This window comes from Thalassovita mediterranea, from assembly GCA_019448215.1.
Classification (GTDB): Bacteria; Pseudomonadota; Alphaproteobacteria; order Caulobacterales; family Hyphomonadaceae; genus Henriciella.
In genome coordinates this window covers 1,395,796-1,412,115 of the sequence record CP080408.1, presented here as the reverse complement: position 1 = coordinate 1,412,115, position 16,320 = coordinate 1,395,796, and the positions used below count along the sequence as shown (strand labels likewise).

Below are 16,320 nucleotides of genomic sequence, written 5' to 3'. Positions count from 1 at the left end.
GCATAGATGGTAAAAGGCAGACACTATGGACGACCGGGTAAAGCCGCTCGAAGGCGTACGGAATTTTCGTGATTTTGGCGGCTATGAAGGCGTCGATGGCGCACGCATCAAATCAGGCAAGCTCTACCGGTCCGGCCATTTCGGTGAAGCCTCCGACAATGACCTAACCGCGATCGAGCTGTTCAACATCACGCTGCAGGCAGACCTCCGCCGTCCCGATGAGCGCGAGCGCCACGGCGACAAGTGGCCCGTCAAAGGCGTCCACCGTCTCTATTCAGACCTTGGCCGCGAGACCGATGCCCCGCACGTCAACTTCCTGCGCCAGGTCGCCATCGACGCAGACAGCTCGCGCGGCTGGATGCGCGACTATTACGTCAATGCGCCTTACCGGCCTGCGCTGGTCGAGACCTATACGGCCTGGTTCGACCATCTCGCCAATCTGGACGATGACAAGGCCGCGCTTGTGAACTGTGCGGCCGGCAAGGACCGCACCGGCATTCTCTGCGCGCTCACCCATCATGCCCTTGGTGTCTCGATGGACGACATCTTTGTCGATTATGAGCTCACCAATTCTGCGGCAAATGTCGAAGAACGGCTGCCGGAAGCGGCGGCCTATTTCAACGACATGCTGTCCAAGAACTTCGATGAAGCGGTGTACCAGCCCTTTGTCGGTGTAGACCCCGAATTCCTTGAGGCCGCAATCGCCGCCATCAAGGACCAGTCAGGCGACATCGATACCTATCTGGTGACCACGCTCGGCGTTGATGATGCCAAGCGTGAAACGATCCGCGAGAAACTGCTGGCCTGATCGGCCTGACGCGGCGGCATGGGCAGGTAGACGCTTTCCAACTTCCTTTTTTTGGCAGAGGCTGACCCAAGAGCGTCAGATAAGACGCCATGGGAGGAATGAGGAATGAGCAGCCCGGCCACACCGCCGCCAGCAGAGACGCTAGGCGCCGAACCCCGACTGGACCTTGGAGGCGCGCTGGACAGGCGGGGCTTTGCCTGGGCGATCTTCGAATGGGCGCGCAACCCCTACTATATTCTCGTCATCATCTATCTGTTCGCGCCCTATTTTGCAGGCATTATCGGCGCGAACCTGATCGCAAGCGGTGCTGTCGATGGCCTTGATGGCGCCGCCCAGCGGGCAGCCGCAAACGCCGAAGGCCAGGCGACGATCTCATCCCTGGTCAAATATGCAGGCTTCATTGCCGCCTTCACAGCGCCCTTCCTTGGTGCGGCGCTGGACCGGGGAGGACGCCGCAAGCCGCTTCTCGTTGTCTTCCTTGGCCTGATTGCGGTTATGTCCTTCTCGCTCTGGTGGGTGAAACCCGATGGCAGCGGCATGCCGATCTGGATGGGGATGAGCGCGCTGGTCCTCGCGGCGCTCGGCTACACCTATTCGGAAGTCACCCACAATTCGATGCTGAACGTGAATGGGCGGGCGAGCGCCTTGCCTGCCATTTCCGGGCTGGGGCTGGCGCTCGGCAATCTTGCGGGCGCAATCCTGATGCTCTTCATCGTGCTGGCCTTTGCGATGCCTGCTCTGATCGGCTGGCCTTTCGATGCGCCGCTCTTCGGCATTAATGTCGCCAATGGGGAACATCAGAGGCTTGTTGGTCCTATCTGCGCCATCTGGCTGGTTATATTCTCCATCCCCTTCTTCATGTACTCTGATGATGGCGGCACGCGCGGCGCCAACTGGATGAATGCCGCGAAGAATGGCGCGGCTGGTCTCTTCCGCACCATGCGCAATGCCTCCGACAATAAGGAAATCCTGAAATACTTGGCCGCCCGCATGCTCTATGCGGATGGCATGCAGGCGCTGCTCGCCCTCGGCGGTGTGTTCATCGGGCTTTATCTGGAATGGAACGTCGTTGAGCTCTCGGCCTACGCCATTCTCGCCTCCTTCTTTGCCTTTGGCGGCGGCATTGTCGGCGGTTGGCTGGACGGTCTGGTCGGCCCGAAGCGCGCCCTGATGATCGAGATCACGGGCATGATCGCGACGCTGGCCTTCCAGCTCTCGATCACGCCGAACTCAATCCTCTATGGTCTGGTGCCCGGCTTCGAGATCTGGGATGGGCCGATCTTCAACACGCTGTCTGACGTCGTCTATCTCAGCACAGCCGCTTTCATCGCAGTGACGGCGACGGCTAGCATCTCATCCAGCCGGTCCATGCTGGTGCATCTGGCACCGAGTGACCGGGTGGGGGAGTTTTTCGGCCTCTATGCGATTGCAGGGACCGTGACCGTCTGGCTGGGCCCGCTTCTGGTGGAGCTTTTCACCAAATGGTCCGGCGACCAGCGCGTCGGCATGAGCGCGATTGGCCTGCTCTTCGTTCTCGGCCTCATCGTGCTGACGACGGTGCACTCACCGCATCATCCGGCCGTGGACGACAGGGACTAGCTGGTTTCGCGGGTGACCCGGTCTGTGCGGCGTGGCCGGAGGTAAAACTCGTCGGACAGCGTCTTCGACGTCGTAAAGAAATAGCCGAGCGTTGAGTTATAATCATACTCGACCTCGGCGAACACGACAGAACCATCCTCGGGGACGATGCCAGCGGGAACGGTAATCGTGGAATCCACCGTGTAGGGCGTCATGTTGCGGCCTTCGCTCCAGGCGACCTTGATCGTGCCGTCATCGTCATAGAGGCTTGAAATCCTCATGCGTGCATCGGCAATCGGGTTTGGCTGGAAGATCATCCGCGTCGCTTCAAAGATGTCGTCCATCTCGTCATCATTGATGGTCGCGGCGCGGGCGACGAGGTCACCCAGCGCCGACGCGGAACTGGTCACTTTGCGGTCGAGCACCATCATGAAGGACAGCTCGATACAGGCGAAATAGATCAGGATCATGACCGGCGCGATGAGTGCGAACTCAATGGCGGACACACCCTTGTTTTCAGCCCTGAGGCTACGGAAGGCGTTGATCAGTCGGCGCATCTTCTAGTCTCCGAACGGTTCATTGCGGAAGACGACAGTGGCCTGAAGCAGCCGGCGGTTGCCGCTGAGATTCGCCAGAGGCGCACTCAGGATCGGGGTCATCAGTTCCCACTCATAGAAAGCCCGCACCACGACGATGTCGTTCGCCGCGCCGGGGTTGAACTCAAAGTCCTCGGTATCGAGATTGCCATCTTCGTCGATGGCCGTCGGGTTCGAAGTGGATGCGAAGTCGCTATAGGTTTTGACGTCGAGTTCGATCGCGCCCTCGCATTCGAACAGGTCGAAAATCTCTGCGCAGATGATCTCTTCGAAGGCGTCGCGGTCAAAGCTGCCGCCGCTCTGCAGCTGGCCCGTGCGAATGCCGCGCGCCGCTTCGTTGAGGCCATGCTCAAGCACCGACGACATGATGAAAATCACGCAGATTTCGAGCAGGCCGAAAATCAGGAAGAAGAATGGCGCGGCGATCATGGCGAACTCGACCGCGGCAACGCCGCGCCGGTCGCCGGCCCAGTCGCGCAGCTTCTGCAGAAGCCTCGGCGCCATGAAACCTGGAAACACAGGTGGAAACATACGGATACTACCCTGATGCGGCGGATCGAGCGCCTCTATCGACGGGTAGAGTGCTAGCATCTCGTAGTTTCGGCCGCGTTCAGCCGGTAGATGAAATTTCATCTATCCGAAGCGCTGCGCCCACCATGGCGATGCGCGAGTCACCGCAGCGCCTTTACCTCGCCATCATGATTGCCCACATAGGCTGTGAAATCTGCTCGCATCGAGGTGAACCGATGAGCCACAATCCCATCAGGCCCTGGCGCTCCATTGAGCGGCGCAAATCCCGCAAGATCCGCGTCGGCAGTGTCGAGGTGGGCGGTGATGCGCCGATCGCCGTGCAGACCATGACGAACACGCCAACCGAAGACGCTGCCGCGACGATCGCGCAGATCGAGCGTTGCGCAGAGGCCGGCGCAGACATTGTCCGCGTGTCCTGCCCTACCATGGAGTCTACGGCAGCCATGCCGGAGATCTGCAGGAACAGCCCGGTGCCGATCGTGGCGGACATCCACTTTCACTATAAGCGCGGCATTGAAGCGGCGGACGCAGGCGCGGCCTGCCTGCGCATCAATCCCGGCAATATCGGCAGCCCTGACCGCGTGAAAGAAGTCGTGAACGCGGCGCGCGCCAATGGCTGCTCCATCCGGATCGGCGTCAATGGCGGCTCGCTGGAGCGCCACCTTCTGGAAAAGTATGGAGAGCCCTGCCCTGACGCGATGGTCGAAAGCGCCCTCGATCATGCCCGTATTCTCGATGACCTTGGCTTTCACGACTACAAGATTTCGGTGAAGGCCTCTGACATGTTCCTGACTGTGGCGGCCTACCAACAGCTTGCAGAAGTTACCGACGCGCCGCTGCACCTCGGCATCACTGAGGCGGGCGGGCTTCGAACCGGTACGGTGAAATCCTCCATCGGCATGGGCAATCTGCTCTGGATGGGGATTGGCGACACGATCCGTGTTTCGCTGTCAGCTGACCCGGTCGAGGAAGTCAAAGTCGGCTTCGACATGCTGAAGTCTCTCGGCCTTCGCACGCGCGGCGTGAACATCATCGCCTGCCCAAGCTGCGCGCGTCAGGGCTTCGACGTCATCAAGACGGTGGAGACGCTGGAAGACCGGCTGGCCCACATTTCAGAGCCGATTTCGCTGTCCATCATTGGCTGCGTTGTGAATGGGCCCGGCGAAGCGGCGATGACCGATCTCGGCTTTACCGGCGGCGGCAAGGAGAGCGGCAAAATGTATATCTCCGGCCGCCCCGACCATAATGTCTCCAATGCCGACATGGTCGAGCACATTGTCGAGCTGGTCGAGAAGAAGGCCGAACGCCTGAAGGCACAGCGAGAGGCGGACGAGACCGTCGCCGCTGAATAGTCGGACGCGCCCATGGCCCGTCACGAAGACCGCCGCGAAGAGCTGCTGGACAAGATCGCCGATCACCTGCTCCGGGAGGGCATTGCCGGGTCAAACCTGCGCCCGCTGGCGAAAGCCATCGGCTTGAGCGATCGCATGCTGCTCTACTACTTCAAGGACAAGGACGACATCCTCGAGGCAGGGCTGGGGCGCGTCGCAGACCGGCTCACTGAAATCCTAAACCATTCAACAAGCGAGCGGCAGCTGCCTAGCGAAGAGCTTCGTGCAAAGCTCGCTCCGCTTCTGCTTGACGACGCGATCTGGCCCTACATGCAGTTGTGGCTGGAGATTGCGAGCCTTTCAGCCCGCAATCAGCCACCGTTTTCTGAAGTCGGCGCAGCTCTTGGTCGCCACTTTCTGGCGTGGGCAGCCGCGCAGCTCGATCTGGCCGAAGAACAGGCCCGTAGAGCAGAGGCGGTCCGTCTCTTTGCAAGCCTTGAAGGGCTCGTCCTTCTCAAAAGTCTCGGCCTCGGCGAAGAGGCGAAACTCGTCTACTGATCCCTGTTCAGGAAAAAGCCGAGGAAGATTGCGACAGCACCGCCCCACAATATTGCGGCTCCAGCACCGGCATGCTGGGCTATCGTTTCGCCATAGAGGCCTGGTAACCAGGCGAGCGCCAATCCATCCATGAGAATTGCCGTTGCCGTGGCAAATGCCGCCGCCGCCGCGATCTGGCTGCGCTTAATACCCGCAAGGACTGGCAGCAGCAGAATGATCGGCAGGGTGCCTGGAATGATGAGCGCATAAAGGACAATACGGGCAGCGCCATCATAAACGCCAATAGGCCCCAGCCAGCGAAGCAGAAGCGCGCCAGCGAACCAGACGGACAGCCCAACCGCGACAACCCGGATGAGCTGCTGGCGAGAGAAACGATACCCATTTGCGGGGTCGGCCGGTGACGAGCGAGCATTGGACATGGAGACTTCCTTGTAGCGGTCGCTACGTACTAGCATTTTGTAGCGACCGCTACAACACCAGTTTGGTCGTTCTCTTTTCTGTGTTTGGCGGATCCCCAAGACCCGAACTGTCGCCGCGACCAAACAGCCTCACTCCCTAGTCGTAGGAGCACACCGGGCCGCAAGCCAGTATGCTGACGATTTTGCCTTCCAGTGTTTTTTTGTTGGCTTCCGTTCATCTTCACTGCGCTAGCGTCTGCTGGATAATCGCAGGCTGAGTGGGACGGGACATGCGCAGAATGATGAAAGTTGGCGTAGCTTTAGCTCTGCTGGGCGCAGCGGGCTGCACGACGGCAGAGCTCGAAGCCATCTCGCAGGGGCTGGCACAGGCCTCTTATGACATGCAGCAGTCCAGCTATCAGTATGGTAGCTATTATGGCTCGCCATATCAGAGCCCGTACCAGATCAATAATACGACCGACCTTCGCACCGGATACAATCAGTGCGTCTATTCAGGCAGCCTGTACCGCTGTGACACCAATGGCGATGGCTATGCGGACATGTTCGGCAACGCTGAAGATGGCTCGATGACCTCATCCAGCCTGAAGGTGAACGGGCGCGGCGAAGGATTTACCTGGGACACTGATTGCGGCTGCTGGCAGCGTGACCGCGCCTATGACACGGCCCGCCGCGACGATTACCGCGACTACAAGGACCGCCATGATGGCGGACGCCGGCCCTATCGCGACTGAGCGCTAGTTCCGAGCGTTCAGAAGCTCGCAGGTCGATTGCTCGACCAGGGCCGTAGCCGCCGCGTGTGTTGGTTCGTCCGGCGCGAGCCTGCGGATCAGAGCAAGGCCCGGCCCTGGCATTGCCAGTGTTTCGGCGCCCCCTGGCGCTTCAGGCTTTTCACCCGGCGCGTGAATGACGAGACCGTTGAAGTCTTCTTCACCATCAAGACGGGCAATAAACACATTGTTGGTTCGCTGATCGAAAACCGAAAGCGACCCGTAAGTGCCCGACGACGGAGCGGTCAGAAGCACCGGACCGTCCGAAATGTCGAACCGGCAGATTGCATAGGCAAGGTCAGGCGACGGGCGCACAATGGTCTGGGTCTGCGGCGTCATGCGCGGTGAGGCGACCCACTGATAGGTCGGCATGCCGCGTTCGGCCATGCGTAGCTGCGCCGTCGCCATGATGCGGGACGGGATGGCGTTCAGCACGGCAAGATGCCCGATCAGCGCCATGAGGAGGAAGACCGCAGCAGCTGCAAGCCAGCGCATCACGCACCCCCTTCACAGAAAAGCTCATTGATCACCGGCGGCGTCAGAACGGCTTCAGGCTGCGCGAGAAGGTCTTCATCTGGCAGGTACAGCCGGAGTGTCAGGTCGAAGCGGCCCGCATTGCGGCTGGAAACCCAAAGCTCACCCGGGCGGCCATTCTGCTGCGGGCTGACGCGGAAGCTCCAATTGTCCGGCGTGCCAGTATCGGCTGCCTTGGTGGCGTCAAAGGAGAGCGCCCCGTCATCATTCATCGGCAGGCGGCTGTCGCCGTCATAGAGCGTGATCGACCACCATTCGGCAGGCATCTCGCCGCCGCTGACGCGGTAAATGCATTTGTCGCTGAGGCGTTTGCCGTCGCTGTCACGCGCCGCTGTGAAATAGACAGCTTCCTCTTTGCGCAGGGCGAGCAGCCCGCGCCGCGCAATTCTGGCCCGGATATAGGGATTTGCGGAGTCTGCGCCGATCGACCAGTCACTCGTCCAGCCGTCGACCTTCACGCCATTTCCAAGACTCGGCCCCGTCTTCAGCATGCCCCCGGCCCAGAGCGCCGAGGCGCCGCCCGTCAGTAGACCGAAAATACCCGCGAGGAGAAGCAGCAAGACGATGCGCATCTGGCACCTCTATCGGCCCACACGGCCGGGGGAAAGCACTGATTTTTGCGCCCTACTCCACAGCCAGGTCAGCTGCATATGCTGAGTTCGCAGTTACGGCGCAGGCAGGTGTCTGCTAAGCCAGTCAAAGAGCAGGGAGGCTCCATGACACTGTTCCTCAAACTTGGCGGCTGGCTGATACGCATCCTCGCCGCGACGATCCTTCTGGTGATGCTCACCAATTGCACGATGCTGGGCCTCAACTATGCGAGCCTCAACGTCGACAACAAACCCGATGCGCGCCCGCAAATCGAAGCGAGCACGCTTGCCGAATGGGAGTCAGGGCGCGATGCGCTCATCGAGACGTTTGAAGACCTCGTCTACGGCCCCTGGCCGGAAGGACAGGCCGTTACGCTGGTCAGCCGCACGATGATCGATGAGGGGTTCGCTGGCGGGCGCGGGACTCTGGAGGAATTGCAGATTGAAGTCGGCTCAGGTGACGGTGCACGACGCTTTCATGTCGCGCTTGCCCTGCCCGACAGCGACACACCAGTGCCGCTGATCATCAGCCAGACTTTCTCCAGCAATTGCGGCGCGTTTCCGGGCGCAAAGCTCACCGCGCCGGGCGGCGGCGACTGCGCGGATCACGAAACCGTGCCCGGCTTTGTCGAAGCGATCTTTGGCGAGTTCATCGCCCTCGTTCCCATCGATCAGTATTTCGACCGCGGCTATGGCTATGCGACCTGGCAGGCGGGTGAGTTCATCCCCGACCGGCAGGGCGAAGCGCAAACCGTAATGAATGCCATGGTGGGCGACGGTGTGACCGCGCCCACCGGTACGCTGGCTGGCTGGGGCTATGGCTTCTCCGCCATCATCGACGCGCTTGAGGATGATCCCGCGATTGATGCCGATGCAATCGCCGTGATGGGCCATTCGCGTCATGCAAAGTCCGCCATGGTCGCCGCCGTCTATGACCGGCGCATTGCGGCTGTGGTCTCGCATCAGTCCGGCTTTGGGGGCGCGGCGTCTTCGCGCTCCGACACAGGTGAGACGGTCGAACGCATGGTGGAAGGCGCTCGCGCGCTCAGCGTCCTTAGCATGGAAGGTTATCCGCACTGGTTTGCGCCGGAATTCGCTGGCTATGCGAGCCACACCGAAGACCTGCCCGTCGACCAGCATCAGTTCATCGCGCTTGTCGCACCCACGCCAATGCTACTCGGCAATGGCCGCCGGGATGTCTGGTCAGATCCGAACTCGACCTATCGGATGGCAGAGGCTGCTGATCCGGTCTACGAGCTCTACGGCACAGATGGCCTCGATCAGGACGGCATGCACGACTTCAACGCAGAGGCCACCCTCAGCTATTTCCTGCGGCCCGGCGGGCATTCGATCACCCAACGCGACATCGATGCGTTTCTGAATTTTCTCGACGCCGCCATGCCCCAAGGGAATCAGGTGCCAGACGCCTCGAATGGAGATAGCCTCACCTCACAATAAGTATGAGGGAGGGCACCCATGCCATTTCAAACTGAAGATCTGCTTCCCGTCCTGGCGCTCGTCGTCTGGACGCTCATCATGTTCATCTGGATGTATCTGACTCGCATTCCTGCCTTCCAGAAGGCCGGGATCGACCCGAACGATGCACGCCATCCGGATGCGGGCTACAATGCCAAGATCCCGGCAAGCGTCCGCTCTGTGGCCGACAATTACAATCACCTGCACGAACAGCCGACCATCTTCTACGCGCTGGTCTTCTTTGCGGCGCTGACAGGCGGCGGCGACAATGTCTTCATGTACCTCGCCTGGGCCTATGTGATCCTGCGGGTGATCCATTCCTTCGTTCAGGTCCTGTCCTCGCAGGTCGCCCAGCGTTTCCTCGTCTTCGCGCTCAGCACGATTGTCCTGATCGTCATGGCGGTGAAAGAAGTGCTGCGCCTGTTCCTCTAGGGGGACTGGGCACAAGGTGCGGGTAAGCGGCGCGAGGGTGCTTCCCCCGCTGTGCAATAAGGGATAGATGCGGGGCTATGGCATCTATCCCGAACACCCGACTTGAGCAGGTCGTCGACCGGTTTGACGAAGTCGAAGCCCGTATGGGCTCGACCACCGACAGCGACGAGATCGTCGCTCTGTCCAAAGAACACGCCGATCTCAAACCTGTCGCTGACCAGGCAAAGCTCCTGCTCGACCTTCGCGCCGAGCTGAAAGACGCCGAAGCCATGATGAATGGCGCCGACAAGGAGATGGCAGAGCTTGCGACAGACGAGTTCTACGACATCAAGGAACGCCTGCCCGCGCTGGAAAAAGAGGTCCAGCTCCTCCTCATCCCGAAGGATGTCGACGACAAGGCTGATATCGTTCTGGAAGTTCGCGCGGGTACGGGCGGCGACGAGGCGGCCCTGTTCGCAGGCGACCTGTTCCGCATGTATTCACGCTATGCGCAGCTTCAGGGCTGGAAGGTGGAAGTCATTTCCGTCTCCGAAGGCGATGTTGGCGGCTATAAGGAAATCATCGCGAACATCTCCGGCGACGGCGTCTTCGGCCGGCTGAAATGGGAAAGTGGCGTGCACCGCGTCCAGCGCGTGCCGGAAACCGAAAGCGGTGGGCGCATCCATACATCTGCGGCCACCGTTGCCGTCCTGCCTGCACCTGAGAATATCGAGATCGAAGTGCGCCAGGAAGATATCCGGATCGACACGATGCGCTCCTCCGGTGCTGGCGGCCAGCACGTCAACACGACCGACTCTGCCGTTCGCATCACCCACCTTCCGACCGGTATCGTCACGACCAGCTCCGAGAAGTCGCAGCACGTGAACCGTGAGAAGGCGATGGAGCAGCTGAAGATCCGCCTCTATGAGCGCGAACGCGAAGAAAAAGACTCCGCCCGCGCCGAGGCCCGCAAGGACCAGATCGGCTCCGGTGACCGCTCACAGAAGGTGCGCACCTACAACTTCCCGGAAAACCGCGTCTCTGACCACCGGATCAACCTGACGCTCTATGCACTCGACAAGATCATTGCCGGGGACAAGCTGGACGAGGTGATCACCTCGCTCATCGCTGAGGATCAGGCACGCAAGCTCGCCGCGATGGACGAGAATGCATGAGGCGCGCACCTATAAGGTCCAGCTCGGTATTGCGTCGACGCGGCTGAAATCTGCGGGCATTGACCGGCCGGGGCGCGAGGCCCGTCACCTGATGCAACATGTCTGCGCTTTCAGCGCCGCCGATCTCATCAACCGTGAAACAGACCTGATGCCCAAGGCTGAGACCGAAGCCTTCTTCGACCTCATTGAGCGCCGCTCACTTGGCGAGCCCTATGAGTATCTGACGGGCGAAGCCTGGTTCTATGGGCTGCGCTTGGCCTGCTCGCCCGCGACGCTCATCCCGCGCCCCGACAGCGAAGTCGCCGTCGATGAGGCGCTGGCCCGCCTGCCGCTTGGGCGCGTCTCAAAAATTGCGGATCTTGGCACGGGGACCGGCTGTCTCCTGATCGCACTCCTGAAGCATGAGCCGCGCCTCACGGGCGTGGGTATTGATCTCTCGGCCGCGGCGATCGAGGTCGCGCGGCAGAACGTGGAAGCCCACGACCTTGGCGAGCGTGCAGAGATGCGCGCGATTGGCTGGCGGGACTGGGATGGTTGGGGCGAGACAGACCTCATCATCTCCAACCCGCCCTATATCCGAAGTGGCGTCATCGAGACTCTCGACGATAGCGTCCGCGCCTATGAACCTCACACCGCTCTGGATGGCGGCGCGAGCGGCCTTGATGCCTATCGGGAGATCATCGCGCTCGCCGCCAAAGGCATGAAGCCGGGCGCCTGGATCGTCTTCGAGATCGGCTTTGATCAGGGCGCCGAGGTGCAATCCCTGCTTGAAACAGCCGGTTTCGCCTCCATTTCAGTCGCAAGTGACACAGGTCAGCGCGACCGGGTTGTCTCTGCCCGCCTTCCATAGACAGTTCGGGGGCTTGGCGAAGCACCAAATGCGCGCTAAGGCTTGTGTCGGGCAGGCGGCTGATGACGAAAACTCAGCCCTGCCACGAGCAAGCAAGACATCACCGAGAATACCCAATCCGGGATGCAGCGCACAGGGTCTGGATAACGGACATAACGGGATCAGGAATTTAGCGTATGCAACGCAAGCGCGGACGCGGCCGTCGTTCAGGCGGCAATAATAACAATAATCCGAACCGGCATTATGAGAGCACCGGCCCGGACGTGAAGATCCGTGGGTCTGCTCAACAGATTCTGGACAAGTACCAGCAATATGCCCGTGATGCGATGACGGCTGGTGACCGCGTGAAAGCCGAAGCCCACTATCAGCACGCCGAACACTATGCGCGCATCGTTGCCAGCTTCCAGAAGGACAACAAGCAGCGCAATCGCAACGACGACAATGATTCCGATGACAATGACGACAATGACAACTCGTCCGATCATCGCAATGAGCAGAACTCGGACCGTCAGGACGACCAGCGCTCCAACCGCAATCAGAACCGCAAGTCTGACAATGACCAGCAGGATGATAGCGACAACCGTCAGGACGAGAGCAAGAGCGACGACAGCGAGCCGAAAAAGCCGCGCCGCGGTCGCAAGCCAAAGTCTTCTGAAGACGACCCGATGAAGGTCATCGATTCCGACAAGGGCGATGAAGCCGCGTCCTCTGATGAGGAAGCACCGGCAAAGCCGAAGCGCCGCACCTATCGCAAGAAGGCCGAGGCGAGCGACGACGCGTCTGGCGTGATGTCGACGCTGTCGCGCGGCCGCGCAGGCGACGCTGACGAGAAAGAGAAAGACAAGCGCCCGGCAAACGCTGCCGAGTAGCTCGCTGACCCTTCAGGGGCCACTGGCCCTCGAACCAGACTTTCCGACATAGAAAAACCGCCACCCTGAGGGTGGCGGTTTTTTTTGCCTGATGTGGCGGGGCCCCGCTACTCGGCGAGCACCTTGCGGCGCTGCTTGTCGAACATGGACCAGACGCCATCATCGCCGTGCCAGTCGCCCTTCGTTGCGCCCTTGGAGTATTCGGTCGCGCGCGCTTCAAAGAAGTTCGCATGCTCCACACCGTTCAGGATTTCCGTCAGCCACGGGATCGGGTGCTTCTCGACGCCATAGATCGGATCGAGCTTGAGCTGCCCCATGCGCCAGTCAGCGATGTAGCGAATGTATTGCTTTATATCGTCAGGCGTCATGCCCTGGACTTCGCCAGCTTCGAAAGCGAGATCAATGAACTTGTCCTCGAGCTTCACGACCGTCTGGCAGCAATCAGCAATATTGTCCTTCACATCCTTGGTCAGCGCGCCGGTCTCTTCGGCGAAGGTGTGGAACATCTTCATCATGCCTTCGCAGTGCAGCGACTCGTCGCGCACCGACCAGGATACGATCTGCCCCATACCCTTCATCTTGTTGAAGCGCGGGAAGTTCATCAGCATGGCGAAGGAGGCGAAAAGCTGCAGGCCTTCGGTGAAGCCGCCGAACACCGCCATAGAGGTCAGGATGTCCTTCTCGGTCTCACAGCCAAACTGGCCGAGATAGTCATGCTTGGCCGCCATCTGCTCATATTCCATGAAGGCAGAGAACTCTGAGTCCGGCATGCCGATCGTCTCGAGCAGGAGCGCGTAAGCCGCGATGTGCACGGTTTCCATGTTAGAGAAGGAGGCCAGCATCATGCGCACTTCAACCGGTTTGAAGAGCGGCATGTAGTTTTCCATGTAGTTGGCGCCGACTTCGACGTCCGACTGCGTGAAAAAGCGGAAGATCTGCGTCAGCAGATTGCGCTCACGGTCGGTGAGCTTGTTCGTCCAGTCCTTACAGTCCTCGCCCAGAGGCACTTCTTCCGGCAGCCAGTGAACCTGCTGCTGGATTTTCCAGAAGTCATACGCCCAAGGGTAGCGGAAAGGCTTGTAGGCCTTGCTCGGTGTAAGAAGCCCCGGGATCTGAATGATACCGTCTGCCATAGGTCTGCCCCTTCTATCCTGCAACACTAGATATAGTGCCAAATCACGCGTTTGCTCGCAAGATATATACCTGAGCCGGGCCGGATTTTCCACAGCGAATGGTAAACTGTGGACAATTGCCGCGCCGGGCGCGCAACCCCTTAATAGGCAACGGAAATTGAGACAGCGCCGAACCTCTGCGGCCCCGCCTGGCGCTGAAATTCTTCAGTCCTGTGCACATAGGTGAAGGCGAACTGCACATTCTCGATATGGAGCGCGGCACCGGCCTGCGCATCGGCGACCAGCTTGTTGCGATCGGAAATACGCGGACTGTCGCGCCACGCATTCCCGTCGAGGAACATGTCCCGCAGGATGAAGCGCCCCTCAATACCCGCAAAGAGATAGGCGCCGATGGTTTTCTGGGGCGAGAAAGTCCCTGCGCCTGCAAGCGCTGGACGGATGCGCGGCGGGCCAAAGTCCGCCCCAAGGTCCCATCCGATTCGACCCGTCAGGCCCGTTGCCGCGTAGGTACGCACATTGCCAAGCGCGCCGCCTGCATGGATGCCATAGTCGGTCTCTAACCCCAGCGGCAGACTTGGCCCCTCATAGAGCGCCATGCGCTGCGCAATCAGTTCAATGCCAGGCTCATTGCGTAACTGGTAGTCCCATCCTTTGGGTTGATCTTCCTCGATGAGGTCGTGCCAGTTGCTCTGTACGAACTCGCCTAGTGCTGCCGGGCCGACCACACCGAGGTTGAGTTGCAGGACATCCTGCACCCGGTCGTCACTCGCCACCACCGTACCGGAGACATAGAGCCAGCCCGCATAAGGCCGGTCATCAGGATCTGGGTCAGACAAGGAAATATCGTCCGGCGTAAAGATCGCATGCGACAGGGCGAGCCCTTGGCGCAGCTTGCGCCGCTCGAGATCAAGCAAAGGCACCCGTCGTGCTGCCCAGTCGAGGATCGGTAGCACCTTGTCTTCAGGCGAAACACGCTCAATCCGGATGCCGTTGGTGTAGTTGCGGTCCGTCCCGCCAAAAAGATCGTTCTCCGAGGTGAGTGACCACACGCCGCGCGGCGCAGGCTCATCGGGCAGCGGCCCATTCAGCTCCTGCGCATGGGCGGGCCGCAGGAGCATGACACTTAAAATTACGGAGAGGAGGAATGCAGCACGCATCAGGCAAGGGACCGATCATAGAACAATCGCCGCGCCCATAGCGCAGCTTGGCCCGGTCCGTCAGCTTAAAATCTGGAAACGACTGCGCGTGCCTCTAGCGGCGAAGCGTAAAGCTCACGCCAGCAAAGTCTTCGGCCGCGCGCTGCCCCTGCATGCCACGCTCATTATATTCCACTTCGCGGTGGATATAGCTCAGCGAAAGCTGGCCATTGCCGCGTGAGAAAGACACACCGGCCTGCATATCGCCAACTGTCACCTGGTCGCGAAGCGCCATGCGATTGGTGAAGTTGCGCTCTCCGCCCGGCTCATAGACGAGCGCTTCGCCATCCGCGCCAGCAAACAGATACCAGCTATCGGGCGCTACATTTTCACCGCGCTGATCAAAATTCTGACCGATACGGATTTCACCGCCGAAACTGCGCTGCTGGAAGTCGCCATCCTTGCTGACACTTATTCGCGGAACGACGCCGACATCGAAGCCAAGACCGGTACGCTCCATCGGCGCGGAAATGGCAACTTCAGCGTCGAAATCGCTGACCTGACGCACAGGCCGGGTGAGATTCTCCGCGCTACGGCGGCCCTGATAGCCAACAATACCGGCCGAGTTCGAGATTCGGAGGCTGTTCACGCTAGGCGGGCGGGAGGCATCTACACCAAGCGGGCGAACTGTACGCACACCCAGAACCGGCGCGATTGCAATCTCAGATGTCGCTGACGTCTGGGCCTGGCTGAACGAAAAGTTCGACGCGGCACGCACGGTCGCAGCTTTCTGCTCGCTATTCGACTCAACCAGTCGATAGTCGACATCTGCAGCAACACTTCTGACAGTCGTAGCAGAGCTTGCCTGCGCAGGGGTACAACCCTGGCAGCCTGCTGCAATCACTGTGGCCAAAAGCATCATCATCTCGTTACTCCAGCCGCCCCTTAAACCACAGGGTTACGACGTTTCGTCCCTCTTGTAACATACATGAACGCCCTGTCACAGGGGTGTTTCGTGTTGTTGCGCTTACGAATTCTTACAATTCCTCCATTGAGAATAGGTTCCTGCAAATGTGAATTTTCTGAGACCAACCCACATGTTTGGTTAAGGAAATCGCCAAGGCACCCGCCATTCCAGCCTTTCCAAGCAACCAATATCAACAGCGCGGGCTCACGAAGCTGGCAAAAACCGCTTGAGCACGCCGTGGCGGATGTTACATCGTAACCTCAATGACGCTGCCGCGCTTCAGCTGGGCCTCAAAGGCACTTTTCATCGCTCTGTTCCTCTGGGTTCAGGGCGCAAGCCTTTATGACGCCGCTGCGCATGGCGACGCTCCGCACGAGCACTATGGCGTCTCCTGCGACCTGGCACATGTGGTCGCGCCGCAGGTTGCCCCGCTTCCTGTCACACCTGTGCTGCCAGCGCCGCCTCGCGCCTTTGCGCTGACGGAAACGCCGACCCTCGACTTCAGGCCATGGTCGCGCCCTCCCGGACGCGCCCCGCCGCCCCGAGGGCCACCTGCCTTCAATCAATAGAGACTGACGCCGCCCGAAGATC

Annotated in this window: 19 protein-coding genes; 11 read left to right on the top strand and 8 right to left on the bottom strand. The window is 60.2% G+C overall.

Annotated features, from left to right (window positions below; all coding sequences use genetic code 11):
• Positions 1-25 precede the first annotated feature (25 nt).
• The gene (locus tag KUV46_06945) at positions 26-808 is read left to right on the top strand and encodes a tyrosine-protein phosphatase (GenBank protein ID QYJ02120.1); all 783 of its coding nucleotides are present in this window, start codon (positions 26-28) and stop codon (positions 806-808) included.
• Positions 809-913: 105 nt separating this feature from the next.
• Positions 914-2,407: an MFS transporter gene (locus KUV46_06940; GenBank protein ID QYJ02119.1), complete on the top strand. Its 1,494-nt coding sequence runs from the start codon at positions 914-916 to the stop codon at positions 2,405-2,407.
• Here the strand turns inward: KUV46_06940 and KUV46_06935 are convergent.
• Together KUV46_06935 and KUV46_06930 are read right to left on the bottom strand one after the other, a co-directional pair.
• Positions 2,404-2,943, bottom strand: a complete 540-nt coding sequence (locus KUV46_06935) for a pilus assembly protein (GenBank protein ID QYJ02118.1) — start codon at positions 2,941-2,943, stop codon at positions 2,404-2,406. The genes KUV46_06940 and KUV46_06935 overlap by 4 nt on opposite strands.
• Positions 2,944-2,946: 3 nt before the next feature.
• On the bottom strand, positions 2,947-3,615 hold the full coding sequence (locus KUV46_06930) for a pilus assembly protein (GenBank protein ID QYJ02117.1): 669 nt from the start codon (positions 3,613-3,615) through the stop codon (positions 2,947-2,949).
• Between the two features lie 113 nt (positions 3,616-3,728).
• On the opposite strand from KUV46_06930, the gene ispG reads away from it, so the two are divergent.
• Positions 3,729-4,865, top strand: coding sequence for a flavodoxin-dependent (E)-4-hydroxy-3-methylbut-2-enyl-diphosphate synthase (ispG, locus tag KUV46_06925; GenBank protein ID QYJ02116.1), 1,137 nt, complete (start codon positions 3,729-3,731; stop codon positions 4,863-4,865).
• A 12-nt stretch (positions 4,866-4,877) separates the two neighbouring features.
• Positions 4,878-5,402, top strand: coding sequence for a TetR/AcrR family transcriptional regulator (locus tag KUV46_06920; GenBank protein ID QYJ02115.1), 525 nt, complete (start codon positions 4,878-4,880; stop codon positions 5,400-5,402).
• Here the strand turns inward: KUV46_06920 and KUV46_06915 are convergent.
• The gene (locus tag KUV46_06915) at positions 5,396-5,821 is read right to left on the bottom strand and encodes a hypothetical protein (GenBank protein QYJ02114.1); all 426 of its coding nucleotides are present in this window, start codon (positions 5,819-5,821) and stop codon (positions 5,396-5,398) included. The genes KUV46_06920 and KUV46_06915 overlap by 7 nt on opposite strands.
• A gap of 278 nt (positions 5,822-6,099) precedes the next feature.
• Between KUV46_06915 and KUV46_06910 the strand changes: the two genes are divergently transcribed.
• Positions 6,100-6,552 carry a hypothetical protein gene (locus tag KUV46_06910; GenBank protein QYJ02113.1) on the top strand — a complete coding sequence of 151 codons (453 nt, stop codon included), beginning with the start codon at positions 6,100-6,102 and terminating at the stop codon, positions 6,550-6,552.
• A 3-nt stretch (positions 6,553-6,555) separates the two neighbouring features.
• Here KUV46_06910 and KUV46_06905 read toward each other — a convergent pair whose 3' ends face one another.
• Together KUV46_06905 and KUV46_06900 are read right to left on the bottom strand one after the other, a co-directional pair.
• Positions 6,556-7,083, bottom strand: a complete 528-nt coding sequence (locus KUV46_06905; GenBank protein QYJ02112.1) for a DUF1254 domain-containing protein — start codon at positions 7,081-7,083, stop codon at positions 6,556-6,558.
• On the bottom strand, positions 7,083-7,694 hold the full coding sequence (locus tag KUV46_06900; GenBank protein QYJ02111.1) for a DUF1214 domain-containing protein: 612 nt from the start codon (positions 7,692-7,694) through the stop codon (positions 7,083-7,085). Before KUV46_06900 ends, KUV46_06905 begins: the two co-directional genes overlap by 1 nt.
• A 144-nt stretch (positions 7,695-7,838) precedes the next feature.
• Between KUV46_06900 and KUV46_06895 the strand changes: the two genes are divergently transcribed.
• The 5 genes from KUV46_06895 (at position 7,839) to KUV46_06875 (ending at position 12,493) form a co-directional block, all read left to right on the top strand.
• Positions 7,839-9,170 (top strand): hypothetical protein, encoded by a 1,332-nt coding sequence (locus tag KUV46_06895; GenBank protein ID QYJ02110.1) that lies wholly within the window; start codon positions 7,839-7,841, stop codon positions 9,168-9,170.
• 18 nt (positions 9,171-9,188) lie between these two features.
• Entirely contained in the window at positions 9,189-9,620 is a 432-nt protein-coding gene (locus KUV46_06890) for an MAPEG family protein (GenBank protein ID QYJ02109.1), read from the top strand.
• Between the two features lie 77 nt (positions 9,621-9,697).
• Complete coding sequence (gene prfA / locus KUV46_06885; protein ID QYJ02108.1) at positions 9,698-10,774, top strand: peptide chain release factor 1; 1,077 nt, start codon at positions 9,698-9,700, stop codon at positions 10,772-10,774.
• Positions 10,767-11,624, top strand: coding sequence for a peptide chain release factor N(5)-glutamine methyltransferase (gene prmC / locus KUV46_06880; protein QYJ02107.1), 858 nt, complete (start codon positions 10,767-10,769; stop codon positions 11,622-11,624). The genes prfA and prmC overlap by 8 nt, the downstream gene beginning before the upstream one ends.
• A 176-nt stretch (positions 11,625-11,800) precedes the next feature.
• Positions 11,801-12,493 (top strand): DUF4167 domain-containing protein, encoded by a 693-nt coding sequence (locus KUV46_06875; GenBank protein QYJ02106.1) that lies wholly within the window; start codon positions 11,801-11,803, stop codon positions 12,491-12,493.
• 107 nt (positions 12,494-12,600) lie between these two features.
• Here the strand turns inward: KUV46_06875 and KUV46_06870 are convergent, their stop codons facing one another.
• The 3 genes from KUV46_06870 to KUV46_06860 all read right to left on the bottom strand — a co-directional run bounded on the left by KUV46_06870 (position 12,601) and on the right by KUV46_06860 (position 15,687).
• Entirely contained in the window at positions 12,601-13,626 is a 1,026-nt protein-coding gene (locus tag KUV46_06870) for a ribonucleotide-diphosphate reductase subunit beta (protein ID QYJ02105.1), read from the bottom strand.
• 140 nt (positions 13,627-13,766) lie between these two features.
• Positions 13,767-14,783, bottom strand: coding sequence for a lipid A deacylase LpxR family protein (locus tag KUV46_06865; protein ID QYJ02104.1), 1,017 nt, complete (start codon positions 14,781-14,783; stop codon positions 13,767-13,769).
• Between the two features lie 94 nt (positions 14,784-14,877).
• Positions 14,878-15,687 (bottom strand): lipid A deacylase LpxR family protein, encoded by an 810-nt coding sequence (locus tag KUV46_06860; protein QYJ02103.1) that lies wholly within the window; start codon positions 15,685-15,687, stop codon positions 14,878-14,880.
• 305 nt (positions 15,688-15,992) lie between these two features.
• Here KUV46_06860 and KUV46_06855 point away from each other — a divergent pair, with 305 nt between their 5' ends.
• Complete coding sequence (locus tag KUV46_06855) at positions 15,993-16,298, top strand: hypothetical protein (GenBank protein QYJ02102.1); 306 nt, start codon at positions 15,993-15,995, stop codon at positions 16,296-16,298.
• The last annotated feature ends 22 nt before the right edge of the window (positions 16,299-16,320 follow it).